Here is a 13,210-nt window from a genome sequence, read left to right on the forward strand (position 1 = left end):
TGTTTTAAAAGCATAAAACACACAGAAAAGGAAGAATGGATTTAATTTGATCGTCCATTCTTCCTTTTTTATCATTTCACATAACTGCCAACACGATTTCGCCCGGCTCTTTTCGCCCCTACATATAACGCTCTATCAGCATGCCGAATCAATGCCAACGATTCATCGGCATCTTCAGGAGCATAAGCTAATCCTAAAGAAGCTGTGATATTTACTTTTTTTATTTTTTGAGGATCGTCTATATTTTGTTGAATAACAAAAGGTCTAGATGCAATCATCTTGCGGATAAACTCAGCCAAATCGAGCGCTTCTTTCTTCGCAATATTGGTCAGAAGAATCACAAATTCTTCTCCTCCGTATCTAGCAACAACTCCGTGGACACCAATAAGACTTTGAATTCTTTTTGCAAAAGCTTTTAAAATCTCATTTCCAGCCTGATGACCATATTGATCATTTACCGATTTAAAATGGTCAATATCTAACATGATTAGTGCGAGGTTGTCCAATTTCTTTTCATTAAGCTCTTTGAACTGGTCACTTAATATTTTTTCAAAATAACGGTAATTATAAAGCTTCGTTAATGCACATCTCTCACTATGTTCCTTCGTTTGCTCAAAGTACTTTGCATTTTCTAACGCAATTGCAAATTGGGTGCATAAAAGATCTAATACCATTAATTTTATGTTGGCAAATGCCTTCTTTTGTTTACTTCCTAGTAATAATACACCAATCACTTTTTTATTTTTAATAAGAGGCATACATAATACACTTTGAATACCTTCAGGCATATAGCCCTTATTTACATTCTGCCAATCTTGCTTGGAATGAAATACACTTAATTTTTTGGAGGCTAACACTCTACCGCTTATCCCCTCATTTTCATACATAATATCAGAAAAAACTGGTAGCTTTTCCTGTTGCTCTACGCGTGAGATCATTTCTAATTGATTTTTTGAATTCACTTGATGAATAAATACAAAATCAACTTTAAATAATTCATATAGCTTTTCATTAAAAAAATCTATCGTCTCATTCACATACAAATTTTGAGAAAGTTGGTGACCAATTTGCGCCGTTTTTCTTAAATAATCATTGGCTGTTTGACTTGAATGATACAGCTTTAATATAAGCGATAAGCTTATAAAAGGCACACCTATTAGGATTAAAGCAGCAAGACCGACATATTGATACATAATATATAACGCAATACCGACTGGATAAGTAATAACCGTTGTGAATATTTCCCAAATCAAATCCTTTGTAAGGAAACGTTGTTTTCTTTTATAGATAAAACGACCAATTAAAAAGATACCCAAAGTATTAAGTAACAGATAGGAAACAAGATAGATACTTATCAAAACAAATGATTTGAGATCGAAGGCTAAATCGAATCCATTTTTCCCTCCAAGACCATAGTAGATAATTCCACTAAAAAAGGAGACAAGGAAAAACATGATTGAATTCATAGGCAAGCGAAAAAGTGTCTTTTTATCTAACTTTGCTTGATATAATACTGCTAATAACGCAATTTGAACGAGGATAATCTCAAAAAATAATCCGAATATTAGAAAAACAGATAATGTCGCCCACTGTAAGAAAAATACCGGCGTACCATTTATGATCATTGGCATACTCGCAACAACTGTCATAAATATTAGAAATGCAAGAATCTCCCATTCATTCCCCCGAATTTGCGGAGGATAGATATTATGAGAGAACCATAGACCAAAAGGGAGAAGGAATATCCAAACTGCCCATATTATTTTTTTATAGCTTGGTTTTACCATTCTCTTCCCCCCTTCTTTTGAACCAATATATTCGTATTGCAAGTATAATAGCTATTCATTTTGTTATAATGTATCGTTAAAAAGAGAATATTTTACCATATTCTTAAAATTCCCACATTTCAAACCTGATAAATATATACTACCCTTTTCTTTCCTAATAATCTAGATATTTTTTTTGATATAGTTATTTCTTGAAATTTTTCCAAAATGTCTTAACTTCTGAAATAAAATACAAGGACCCAGTTATAAGGAGCATCTCATCCTTTTCAATGTTTTCCATATGTTCAAGAATTGCTTTTTGCCAGTCAGTGTTTTGGTACTTGAATGGATGGTTACTTTCTTTATATAATGTGCGGCAATCTGCAGCTCTTGGAAAGTCAAATGTTACAAAGGTAATCGTTGAAGCAACTTGATCAAGTTTAGTGATCATTTTATCTGTTTTTTTATCAGAGAGTGCTGCAAAAATAATTTTTTTCTTCTTCCCTTTATAGCGATTTACTAATACATCCACTAATGCCTCTATTCCTTCTTCATTATGTGCACCATCTAATACAACTAGGGGTTCTTCTGAAATAATCTCAAATCTTCCTGGCCATTGAGACAGTAATAAGCCCTTTCTAATACTTTCATCATTAATAGAAACAAATTGGTCACGTAAAAGCTCGGCACCGATTACTGCTAATGATGCATTTTCTATTTGATGCTTCCCAAACATTGTTATTTGCAAATCCTCCCATTTAAATAATGGAGACATTAAGTTAAAAGATTCCGTTGTAGACTTCGAATGATAGCCAGCTATCGTAAAATCTTTATCCAATAAGTAAATTGGTGCTTCCATCTTATTAGCCTGTTTCACAATGACAGCTTGCGCCTCTTTTTGTTTAACAGCCGCAATAATAGGGGTTTCCTTTTTTATAATTCCAGCTTTCTCAAATGCAATTTGTTCATAAGTGTCGCCCAATATTGCTGTATGGTCTAAGCCGATACTTGTAATGATGGAAAGTAGCGGGGAGATGATATTGGTTGAATCAAATCGACCTCCTAATCCCACCTCATATATAACGATATCCATTTTATGCATAAAAGCAAAATAGTAGAAAGACATTGCTGTAATAATTTCGAATTCTGTTGGACCGCCAATCTCCATTTTGTCCATTTCTTCTACAATCGGATGCAATTTATTTGCTAATGTGAGTATGTGTTCATCGCTTATTGGTTTTCCATTCACGCTGATTCTCTCATTAAATTGTTCTATGTAAGGAGATGTAAAAGTTCCAACCGTTAATCCTGCTTGTTGAAGAATGTTTCTTAAGTAAGTAACGGTAGACCCCTTTCCATTTGTGCCACCGATATGAACCGTTTTTATTTGTTTTTCTGGATGATTTAGCTTCTCCATCATCATTTCCATTCTTGTTAACCCAGGTTTTATACCAAAACGTAAGCGAGAATGAATCCAATTTAGTGCTTCTTCATAACTATGAAACATTGCTACACCCTCTTTTATGAATAATGATTGTTATTGTACATCTATAATTAACTTTATCTAGTATCATTTTAAAAGTAAAGCTTCCATCAATAGAAGAAGGGTGCCTCAAAGGTTTGGATAGTGGAGACACCCTTCGTTCTACTATGAAATTAACCTTTTAATTCATTAATACGCGCTTCAACCGCAACACGTTTTTCTAGATAATCTTTTTCTTTTGCTTTTTCCTCGTTAATTACTTTTTCTGGCGCTTTTTTTACAAAGCCCTCATTACCTAATTTCTTTTGAACACGTTCTACTTCTTTATTCCATTTTTCCAACTCTTTATTTAATCGAGCTATTTCTTCTTCCATATTAATTAATCCTTCTAAAGGAAGAATGATTTCCACTCCAGTTACTACAGCCGTCATCGCCTTATTTGGTACTACAATATCTGTACCAACGCTTAAAGTTTCTGGATTGCAGAAGCGCTCAATAAAAGATTTATTTTCAAGAAGCGTTGCTTTAACCACTTCATCCTTCGCTTTTAATAAAATGCTGATTTTCTTACTCATCGGTGTATTAACTTCCGCACGGCTATTACGAACAGAACGGATAATCTCCACAAGCAATTTCATATCATTAGCAGCCTTCTCGTCTGTAAACGCAGGATTTACCTCTGGCCAATTCGCAATGGTAATCGATTCGCCAGCATGTGGAAGGTTTTGCCAGATTTCTTCTGTGATGAATGGCATAAATGGATGTAATAAGCGCATTGTATTATCAAGAACATACGCTAAAATCGAGCGAGTTGTCAATTTAGCCGCTTCATCTTCACCATATAATGGAAGCTTCGCCATCTCAATATACCAGTCACAGAAATCATCCCAGATAAAGTTATAAAGAACTCTTCCAACTTCTCCAAACTCATAGCGATCAGATAGACGTGTTACTGTTTCAATTGTTTCATTTAATCTCGTTAAGATCCACTTATCTGCAACTGATTTTTCGCCTGATAAATCAATTTCATCATAAGCTAAACCATCCATATTCATTAATGCAAAGCGTGAAGCATTCCAAATTTTATTTGCAAAGTTCCAAGTTGATTCAACCTTTTCAATGCTGAAGCGCAAATCTTGACCTGGTGAGCTTCCTGTTGATAAGAAATAGCGTAAGGAGTCTGCACCGTACTTAGCAATAACATCCATTGGATCTACACCATTTCCTAAAGATTTACTCATCTTGCGTCCTTGCTCATCACGAACAAGTCCATGGATCAATACATCTTTAAATGGTCTCTCTCCAGTAAATTCTATCCCTTGAAAAATCATACGAGATACCCAGAAGAAAATAATGTCATATCCAGTTACTAATGCAGCAGTAGGATAATAACGCTTATAGTCCTCTGCCTCTGTATTTGGCCAATTTAATGTAGAGAATGGCCATAACGCTGAACTGAACCACGTATCTAATACATCTGTATCCTGCGTCCAATTTTCAATATCTGCTGGCGCTTCATGGTTTACATAAACTTCACCTGTTTCTTTATGATACCAAGCAGGAATACGATGGCCCCACCAAAGCTGACGAGAAATACACCAATCACGGATATTTTCCATCCAACGCATATACGTATTTTCAAATCGATTTGGTACAAAGTTTACTTTTTCTTCCTCTTTACCTTGTAACCCAATTGCTTCATCAGCCAGTGGTTGCATTTTAACAAACCATTGGGTAGATAAATATGGTTCTACTACTGCACCGCTTCGCTCTGAGTGTCCAACGGAATGCATATGCTCTTCAATTTTGAATAGAACGCCGATTTCCTGTAAATCTTTTACGATTTGTTTACGGCATTCGAAACGATCCATTCCTTCATACTTACCAGCACGCTCATTCATCGTGCCGTCTTCATTCATTACAAGAATTCTTTCTAAATTATGACGGTTTCCAACTTCAAAATCATTCGGATCATGGGCAGGAGTCATTTTTACAGCACCTGAACCAAAGTCCATTTCCACATAATCATCCGCAACAATTGGAATCTCTCTTCCTACGATCGGCAGAATTACTTTTTTTCCAATTAAATGCTGGTATCTTTCATCTTTCGGATGAACAGCAACACCTGAATCCCCAAGCATTGTTTCTGGACGAGTTGTTGCTACTTCAATATAGCCAGATCCATCTGCTAAAGGATATTTCATATGATAGAATGCACCTTGTACATCCTTGTAAATTACCTCAATATCAGAAAGAGCTGTTTTTGTAGCTGGATCCCAGTTAATAATATATTCGCCGCGGTAGATAAGTCCTTTATTGTATAAAGATACGAAAACTTCACGAACTGCTTTAGAAAGACCTTCATCCAACGTAAATCTTTCTCTAGAATAATCTAAGCCCAATCCTAATTTAGACCATTGAGCACGGATATGACTCGCATATTCCTCTTTCCATTTCCATGTTTCTTCTACAAACTTTTCACGACCAAGATCGTATCTGCTAATCTTTTGGGCACGAAGCTTTTGTTCAACCTTTGCTTGCGTTGCGATACCAGCATGGTCCATTCCAGGAAGCCAAAGAACATCGTAGCCTTGCATTCTTTTCATTCTTGTTAAAATATCTTGTAATGTTGTATCCCATGCATGCCCTAAATGCAATTTACCTGTTACATTGGGTGGTGGGATTACAATTGTATATGGCTGTTTTTCTTCATCTGGCTTAGCCTCAAAAAACTTACCTTCTAACCACCAATCATAGCGACCCTTTTCAATACTTGCTGGATCATACTTTGTCGGCATGGAGATTTCTTTCATTTCCATCCTAATTTCCTCCTAATCCTGTCCTTTGTACTTTTTAAAGCAAATAAAAAAACTCCACTCGTCTTAAAAGGACGAATGGAGTTTGTTCGCGGTACCACCTTTTTTCCAACACAAGAAATGTATTGGCTCTTTAAAAGATGATATCGGATACTGTCCGTCTTTTACTAATAAGCAAACCGTTCGCAAAAGAAGCTCGAGGGCTACCTTCCAATGGGTTGAATAGAAATCTCGCAGCAAATGATTTCCTCTCTTTAAACAACGTACATTGTACTACTCCCTGTCATTGCCTTAATAATTTATTTATATATGCTATACTACCGAAAAAAACTTATTCTCGTCAATAAGGATTGCCGATTTTTTTTCATTTTATTCCTATCTATTTTTTGTTTATCTTTAATATATGTGCATGGAAAAACAATCGTTACAAATTTAGGATACAATAATAGACTCAAGATTTTAATCCTGAGTCTCTGCTTGTTCCGCTTGTTCTGCCGCTTCTTGCTGCGCTTTCTTTTGTCTTTCTATTTCATCCACTCGCATCACGACATATTCCGTATTTTTTAAAAGCCAATATTGTTTAAGTAGCTTTTGTGTATATTTGCGCTCATTGATGACTTTCTTATCTGCTTTCATATATTTCTCACAAATACGAAGCACTGGTCCTGGATGAGCCAAATAACTTAAAAACAAAAGCATTTCCTCATATTTTAAAGGATTATGATTAAAATACGTATAAAGCCACTCTATACAGTCCTCATTTTGCTTTGGTGCTGTCCTTAATGAACGGGACAGAAACGGAAGTAGATCATGGCTTGCCGATCCATATCTAGCATTCTCAAAATTAGTAAAGTAGCCATACCCTCTATCATCATAAAGAAAATGTTCTGGTGAAATTTTCCCGTGGATAATGGCGACTCTTGCCTTTTCATCCTCTTTCGTTTCCTCATACCATTCCTTCAATTTAGTTTCTGAATAAATCAAAGCCTGCCGTATGTCATGATAATACATACAAAACATTAACTCAAACGGAGCCATATATTCTTTATTTTCACATTGCTCAATAAAACCAGCTAGAAACTCTTGTTCTTTCTCCATTTCTAATTGTGTATTCTCAAAATGCTCTTGTCGATCTTCCTTTTCAATTTTTACTTCTTTAGAACTTAAAATATGGAGCCTTGCTAGCTCTCGAAACATTTGTTGATGTTTTTTGAAATATGTTTCTCTTTCTTCATTTGGTAGCCAAGGCATTAAATAATACAATTGATTGTCATAAAGAATCGCATATCTTCCATCCACCGCTGGATATATTGGCACAATTCGATTATACCCTTTTTGATAAAGCATTCTTATATGACGTGTGAAATCAGCCCCATTATGAGGATCAATTCGTTTTAACGCAAAAATACCTTTATTGCTATATATTTTGGCAACTTTTCCAAATTCTTCAACAAAATTTGGTTCTACTGCGTATGATTTTAAGATAGGTGAATATTTATTTAATATATTTTTTTCATTCATATCCGCCCACACTTTCTTATCAAGTGAAACTCCCATCCTTTTCCTATTTTCTATAGATGGTTAGCTATACAAATCGGGCATTTGCCAAAGTGTCAAGATAGAATGCTACCAAGCTCTTAAAATAATCTATTTGCTCTTTAACCCTTTAATCGGTTTTCCCCCTCCAAAAACGATTGAAAAAAGCAAAAAGAAAACAGTCAAGCAGGAAAATCTCCTGCCTGCTCCAGTTTATTGTTCTTATTTCTCTACGAAATTTCCTGGTATATATATAACTTGCCCTTCATAAACATCTTGATTTGCTTCCATTCTATTTTCTTTCAATAATGTATGGATATTGACATTATAACGATTACTTAACTTTTCTAATGTATCGCCTTGCTGAACAATACAAACTTTCACTTTTGTATGCTTCTCTTCTTCTTTTCTAGCAAAAAATTCTGTAAAGGTTAGAGATTTTGTTTTACTAAATAGCCCTTTTTTCTTTTTCGGTTCTTCAGGAGGAGAAGATGATGATTCTTCTAATTCCTCTTCTTCCAGTAAAAGTTCTTCCTGCTTCGATTCAGATGAAGATTCTTGTTGTGGCTTTTTAAATACATCTTCTGCAGAATAGATATTTTCCTCACTCCTGAATAAAGAAACCTTCATCTCAGGTTCTGAAGAGGTAATCTCTTCTTCTCTAGTTTCCTCAGAAAAATAAGGTACTTTAGCATTTTCATTCGTACCCCAATCATCCTCTTCTTCTGGTGACTTTCTAACCTCAAGTTCGAATGGGGAATACAAATCATCCCCTTCTACCTTCACTTCACGCTGTTCTTCTAAAAGGGGACTGACATTTTGAAATGGACTAACAGCTATTTCAATAGGTTCTTCTATTGAATCATTTCTATTATCATCCTCATCCGCTGAACCTCGCCAAGCTAATTCTAGTTCTTCTTCTACATTCTCTTCTTCAACACTCTCTTCTTCTTCAGAAGCAAGACCTGAAATAGTTAAATCTGCTGTCAAATTCAAACAGCTTCTTTCCGGGAAGACATAATCAAAAGTATCAATCTCAATTTCAACATCTTCAAGACTTGTGACTCTCGAAAGGGGAATGGTAATATCCACCGGAAAATGGTGTAAAAATTCACACACTCCTTCCTCTCTTTCCATTATTGAATGAATTAATTTAGGAGCCTTAAAAGCCTCCTCTTCTTCTTGTTCCCCTTCATTAAAGCGCTTGTATTCACCACTTAACTCTAAAGAGCCTTGAATGATAATATACTGATCGTTCTCTTGGATTGTTATATTGGGATCAAGTGAAATGGAAAGCAGATCCTCTACTTCCTGTCCTTTTTGAAACCAGACGGACTCTTCCAACGAAAACCGCAAAATAGACGAATTTTCTTGAGACAAAGCGACTCCTCCTCTCATTCCTTTCACGTATATATCACTATTGTCTTTAAAAACTTATGATTGTCTGTAACACTTTATGAATATTTCTTTCATTTGTTTGTCTTAACAATAGAGGAAAATAGACTCTTTCCCTTGATTAATCTTATTTTTCAGAATTCATACACCAAATTGTTAAAACTAATTGCTTTTTCTAGCCCTTTTTTTAGTAAAGGTTTTATATAATAAAAGCAGATTTTACAAGTTATCAAAATTATTTAAATTGGAAATGTAGACCAATTTAAATTTTGTATCTAAAAAGGAGGATCTATTATGGCTTTTTCCGTGCTAATGTATCACGAAATAAGAAAAGAAGAAGATTTTCATGCAACCGAACAGCATCCAATCGATGTAAAGCAAGATTATAAAGATTTCTTGCCTTCTCCACTTTTCATAACACTCGAAAAATTTGAACAGCAAATGGAGTATTTATTTGTCAATGGTTTTCACCCTTTATCTCTAAATGAAGTAAAAGCATATTACGAAGGAGGTCCTTTACCGGAGAAATCTGTATTACTTACTTTTGATGATTGCTTTCAATCCATAAAGGAATATGCGTATCCAATTCTAAAAAAATACCAATTTCATGCAACAGCTTTTGTTGTAACAGGGTGGCTGCATGATAGTAAAAATAAATTTGAAAAAGAAAAATCTGTCTGCTTATCCATAAACGATTTAAAGGAAATGGCTGATGTATTTGAATATGCCAACCACACTCATTGTATGCATGTCCGAACAAGTGAAACAGAAAGTTTATTAATGACATCTAGTAAAGAAGACTTTGCTAAAGACTTAGATGAATGTAATATCCATTCACTAATCGAGCATAAAAATGTATTCGCCTATCCATTTGGATTATTTAACGAATCTAATGTTTTAACTTTAAGAGAAAAAGCGTTTGAACTCGCCTTCACTTGTGAAAATGGTCACAATGATAGAAAAACTGACCCACTTTTATTAAAAAGAAATGCTATTCCCTTTTTAATGGACTTAGAGACATTCAAAAAAATCATTACAAATTAGGAGAAAAAAGATGAAAAAAATAATGACGCTATCCTTATTAATCGTATTTGTTTTACTTTCTGCTGCTTGTGGAAAGACTGTTACAACCGAAACAGATAAAAACGAAAACAGCAACACAGAAAAAACATCTGGAGAAGAGCTATCCATCGGAATATTGCCGGCAGAATCGGCGATACCTATTATTTTAGCAGAGGAAAATGGATACTTTGACGAAGAAGGAATAGACGTATCCATAAAATCCTTTTCTTCGCCAACAGATCGAAATGTTGCAATTCAAGCGAATGAACTAGATGGTACAATCGCAGATGTGATGACAGCGGCAGCATTTATGGAAAATGGAATTAACATGAAGATTACTTCCGATATTAGTGAAGATTTTAAAATCCTCTCCTCTCCTGATTCAGGAATTACAGAGATGAAAGATTTAAATGGGAAAAATGTTTCGTTAGTGCCGAACTTTATCTTGGAATATATTATGGATGATTTCGCAGCTAAAGAAGACTTCACTTATGATATCGTGGAAATCCCTTCTTTTTCTGGTCGCGCAGAAGCGCTGATGGCAGACAAAGTAGATGGAGTTGTATTTACAGAACCACAGGCTAGTATGCTAGTTAACCAGGGAGCTCACCTTTTAGGTAGCTCAACAGATGCAGGAATTAAAGGAGGGACGATTCTTTTTTCAGATGAAATGATTTCATCCAAATCAGCGGACATCAAAGCTTTTTATAAAGCGTATAATCAAGCAATTGACTATATGAATAATACGAAGGCGGAAGAATATGGAGATATATTAACTAAATATCAATTCCCAGATGCAATGAGCAACTATTTATCAACAAAAGATAGCTTTCCTTATGCAAGTGTAGTTTCAAAAGATACCTTTGATTCGATTGTTCAGTGGACGAAAGATAAAGGGCAAATTACGAAAAACTATTCTTATGAAGAATTAACAGACTTCACATTGTTACCGAATTAAACAAAAAAGAGGCTGTGACATAAGCATTTCAACCAACAATAAACACGAACTATAATGTAGTTAAATTACACAAATGTTCATTTTTGTTTTTTTAGAAAAAGGTTTAAAAACGAAGTGAAATGGAGCGGAGGACGCTCGACTCCTGCGGGAAATAGAGGAAAGGCCGAGACCCCGCAGCGCATTGAGGAGGCTCAGCTTCCTCCCCTGCGCATCGAGCGTCTGTAGCGCAATGGAACGACTTAGTTTTTATACTTGACTATGTTTAAAAACATAGATAACCATCATGAGAAAGTAGATCTATTTAAGAGCTAAATTAGAGATTGTTCGTCTTTAAAGATTAGTTATTTAGTTTTGTCCAAGCCTCTTTATTTATGATTCCAAGGGGTAACTTTTAACTCCAATTTATCTAATATGATAAATAACAATAAACCGATACATCCTAAGGTGACGATCCCTGCAAACATTTCTTCATAATTCATTTTCGTCCATGCACTGATTATATAATAGCCAATTCCATAAATTGTTGCATAGTTTTCTGCAAAAAATAATGTTGCTAAACTAATACCAATACTAATTCTTATCCCTGTAAATATGGAGGGAAGTATGCTCGGGAAAATTAAGTAGATTAATTGCTGGTAAATTGGTGACCGAAAGCCGTGCATCACTTTATAATAACTTGCTGGAATTTGTAATACACCATCTCTAACCGATAAAATGATTTGAAAAACAATAATCCAAATAATTAGGGTAATTTTAGATTGGTTTCCCAACCCATACAAAATCATAAATACAGGTAAAAATGCTACTTTGGGTATTGGATATATATAATACAGAAAAGGTGATAATAAGATATTAATCTTCTTATTTTTCCCTAAAATAATCCCCAATGGAATTCCTATTAACAAAGAAATAAAAAGAGCAATGGTAATTCTCAGTAAGCTCGCTCCAGCATGCAGAAGCAACATCCATTTTTCGTTCCATATATAAGTAACTGTTAAAATGGGTGATGGGATGGTATGTGACTGTAATAAAAAATAGACAATATACCAAAATAGAGTGACACTTATAAAGCCTACGATTAGTTGATTTCTAAAGACTTTCCGAATGATTTTCTTCATTATTGTACCGCCGCTAATTTTCTTCGAACTTCAATACAAGCTTTATAAAAAGACAAATTTTCTTTCGCTTTTTTTACCCCGAATAGCGGATTATAAATAGTCTCGATGTCTCCATTACCCTTTAGCAATAGAATATACTCGCCAAGAAGTACTGCTTCTTCTATATTATGAGTTACAAAAAGTAATGTCGTTTGTCTTTTTTTAATCTGCTCAAATATTAACTGTTGAATTTGTTCTTTTGTCAGTTCATCTAATGTAGATGTCGGCTCATCCATTAGCAACAAATCAGGCTCATTAATTAATGTTCTTGCTAATGCCACCCTTTGCTTTTGTCCACCACTTAACTCTGCCGGATATTTATGCTCCATTCCACTTAATCCAACTTCTCTTATTAGTGTTGTTACTCTTTCCTTGATTTCCTGTTTCGTTTTCCGTTTATCTAATTTCAACGGCATCGAAACCGCATCATGAACTTTTAGCCAAGGAAAAAGGCCTAAGTCCTGAAACATAAAACCAATATCCTTGCTAGGTTGCTGAATTCGGTTCCCTTCGATTAACACTTCTCCTTCGGTTGGAATCAGTAAACCTGCTAAAAGGTGGAGAAGTGTACTTTTTCCGACGCCTGACTTACCGATTAATGCATATGATTTACTCTTTTCTAGAGTCAAATTTAGCTTTTTTAAGATTGTATTATTATCATAAGTAAAACTAACGTGCTGCATCTTTACAAATGAATCCATGAAACATCCCTTCTTATCGCTTATTACTAGTTGCATCATATCATATCATATTAATCACCTTCATACAGTGGCAAAAAATCGACAGTTCTAGATAATTCGGAGTAAATAAGAAAATGTCTTTTGCTTAATTAATTTCTAAACATAAAAAAATGAAAGAGACTGTGAACATAAGTATTCCAACCAAATATAAGCCCAAACAATTTTACGGAGATGTTAAAAACATTCGTATAATTGTTAACGGGTTCCGATAAGGGAGAGAAACAACAGAATTGGAATACAAATTAGCAGACTAATTCGCATAGCGATATGGTCTGCTTTTTTATTGTTATATCAACA

General features: G+C 34.7%; 9 protein-coding genes and 1 other annotated feature. Of the genes, 2 read left to right on the top strand and 7 right to left on the bottom strand.

What is annotated here, in order from left to right:
- Positions 1 to 71: 71 nt before the first annotated feature.
- The 5 genes from AB3U99_RS16595 to spoVID all read right to left on the bottom strand — a co-directional run bounded on the left by AB3U99_RS16595 (position 72) and on the right by spoVID (position 8,981).
- Positions 72 to 1,787, bottom strand: a complete 1,716-nt coding sequence (locus tag AB3U99_RS16595; RefSeq protein WP_400242657.1) for a sensor domain-containing diguanylate cyclase — start codon at positions 1,785 to 1,787, stop codon at positions 72 to 74.
- A 184-nt stretch (positions 1,788 to 1,971) separates the two neighbouring features.
- Positions 1,972 to 3,273: a bifunctional folylpolyglutamate synthase/dihydrofolate synthase gene (locus AB3U99_RS16600; RefSeq protein WP_400242658.1), complete on the bottom strand. Its 1,302-nt coding sequence runs from the start codon at positions 3,271 to 3,273 to the stop codon at positions 1,972 to 1,974.
- A 149-nt stretch (positions 3,274 to 3,422) separates the two neighbouring features.
- On the bottom strand, positions 3,423 to 6,068 hold the full coding sequence (locus tag AB3U99_RS16605) for a valine--tRNA ligase (protein ID WP_400242659.1): 2,646 nt from the start codon (positions 6,066 to 6,068) through the stop codon (positions 3,423 to 3,425).
- Positions 6,069 to 6,132: 64 nt separating this feature from the next.
- Positions 6,133 to 6,361 (bottom strand) — a binding site (T-box leader).
- 163 nt (positions 6,362 to 6,524) lie between these two features.
- Entirely contained in the window at positions 6,525 to 7,586 is a 1,062-nt protein-coding gene (gene ysxE, locus AB3U99_RS16610; protein WP_400242660.1) for a spore coat protein YsxE, read from the bottom strand.
- 237 nt (positions 7,587 to 7,823) lie between these two features.
- Entirely contained in the window at positions 7,824 to 8,981 is a 1,158-nt protein-coding gene (gene spoVID, locus AB3U99_RS16615; protein ID WP_400242661.1) for a stage VI sporulation protein D, read from the bottom strand.
- Between the two features lie 309 nt (positions 8,982 to 9,290).
- Between spoVID and AB3U99_RS16620 the strand changes: the two genes are divergently transcribed.
- Together AB3U99_RS16620 and AB3U99_RS16625 are read left to right on the top strand one after the other, a co-directional pair.
- Positions 9,291 to 10,040 carry a polysaccharide deacetylase family protein gene (locus AB3U99_RS16620; RefSeq protein ID WP_400242662.1) on the top strand — a complete coding sequence of 250 codons (750 nt, stop codon included), beginning with the start codon at positions 9,291 to 9,293 and terminating at the stop codon, positions 10,038 to 10,040.
- Positions 10,041 to 10,050: 10 nt separating this feature from the next.
- On the top strand, positions 10,051 to 11,016 hold the full coding sequence (locus AB3U99_RS16625; RefSeq protein WP_400242663.1) for an ABC transporter substrate-binding protein: 966 nt from the start codon (positions 10,051 to 10,053) through the stop codon (positions 11,014 to 11,016).
- A 365-nt stretch (positions 11,017 to 11,381) separates the two neighbouring features.
- Here AB3U99_RS16625 and AB3U99_RS16630 read toward each other — a convergent pair whose 3' ends face one another.
- On the bottom strand, positions 11,382 to 12,134 hold the full coding sequence (locus AB3U99_RS16630) for an ABC transporter permease (RefSeq protein ID WP_400242664.1): 753 nt from the start codon (positions 12,132 to 12,134) through the stop codon (positions 11,382 to 11,384).
- Positions 12,134 to 12,874 carry an ABC transporter ATP-binding protein gene (locus AB3U99_RS16635; RefSeq protein WP_400242665.1) on the bottom strand — a complete coding sequence of 247 codons (741 nt, stop codon included), beginning with the start codon at positions 12,872 to 12,874 and terminating at the stop codon, positions 12,134 to 12,136. Before AB3U99_RS16635 ends, AB3U99_RS16630 begins: the two co-directional genes overlap by 1 nt.
- Positions 12,875 to 13,210: the final 336 nt, after the last annotated feature.

The sequence above is a fragment of the Niallia tiangongensis genome, assembly GCF_044704065.1.
GTDB classification, from domain to species: Bacteria; Bacillota; Bacilli; order Bacillales; family Cytobacillaceae; genus Niallia; species Niallia tiangongensis.

Coding starts and splice junctions, on each gene's coding strand:
- AB3U99_RS16600 (WP_400242658.1), bottom strand. CDS start 3,273: ATGTTTCATAGTTATGAAGAAGCACTAAATTGGATTCATTCTCGCTTA.
- AB3U99_RS16625 (WP_400242663.1), top strand. CDS start 10,051: ATGAAAAAAATAATGACGCTATCCTTATTAATCGTATTTGTTTTACTT.
- AB3U99_RS16595 (WP_400242657.1), bottom strand. CDS start 1,787: ATGGTAAAACCAAGCTATAAAAAAATAATATGGGCAGTTTGGATATTC.
- ysxE (WP_400242660.1), bottom strand. CDS start 7,586: ATGAATGAAAAAAATATATTAAATAAATATTCACCTATCTTAAAATCA.
- AB3U99_RS16635 (WP_400242665.1), bottom strand. CDS start 12,874: ATGGATTCATTTGTAAAGATGCAGCACGTTAGTTTTACTTATGATAAT.
- AB3U99_RS16620 (WP_400242662.1), top strand. CDS start 9,291: ATGGCTTTTTCCGTGCTAATGTATCACGAAATAAGAAAAGAAGAAGAT.
- AB3U99_RS16630 (WP_400242664.1), bottom strand. CDS start 12,134: ATGAAGAAAATCATTCGGAAAGTCTTTAGAAATCAACTAATCGTAGGC.
- AB3U99_RS16605 (WP_400242659.1), bottom strand. CDS start 6,068: ATGGAAATGAAAGAAATCTCCATGCCGACAAAGTATGATCCAGCAAGT.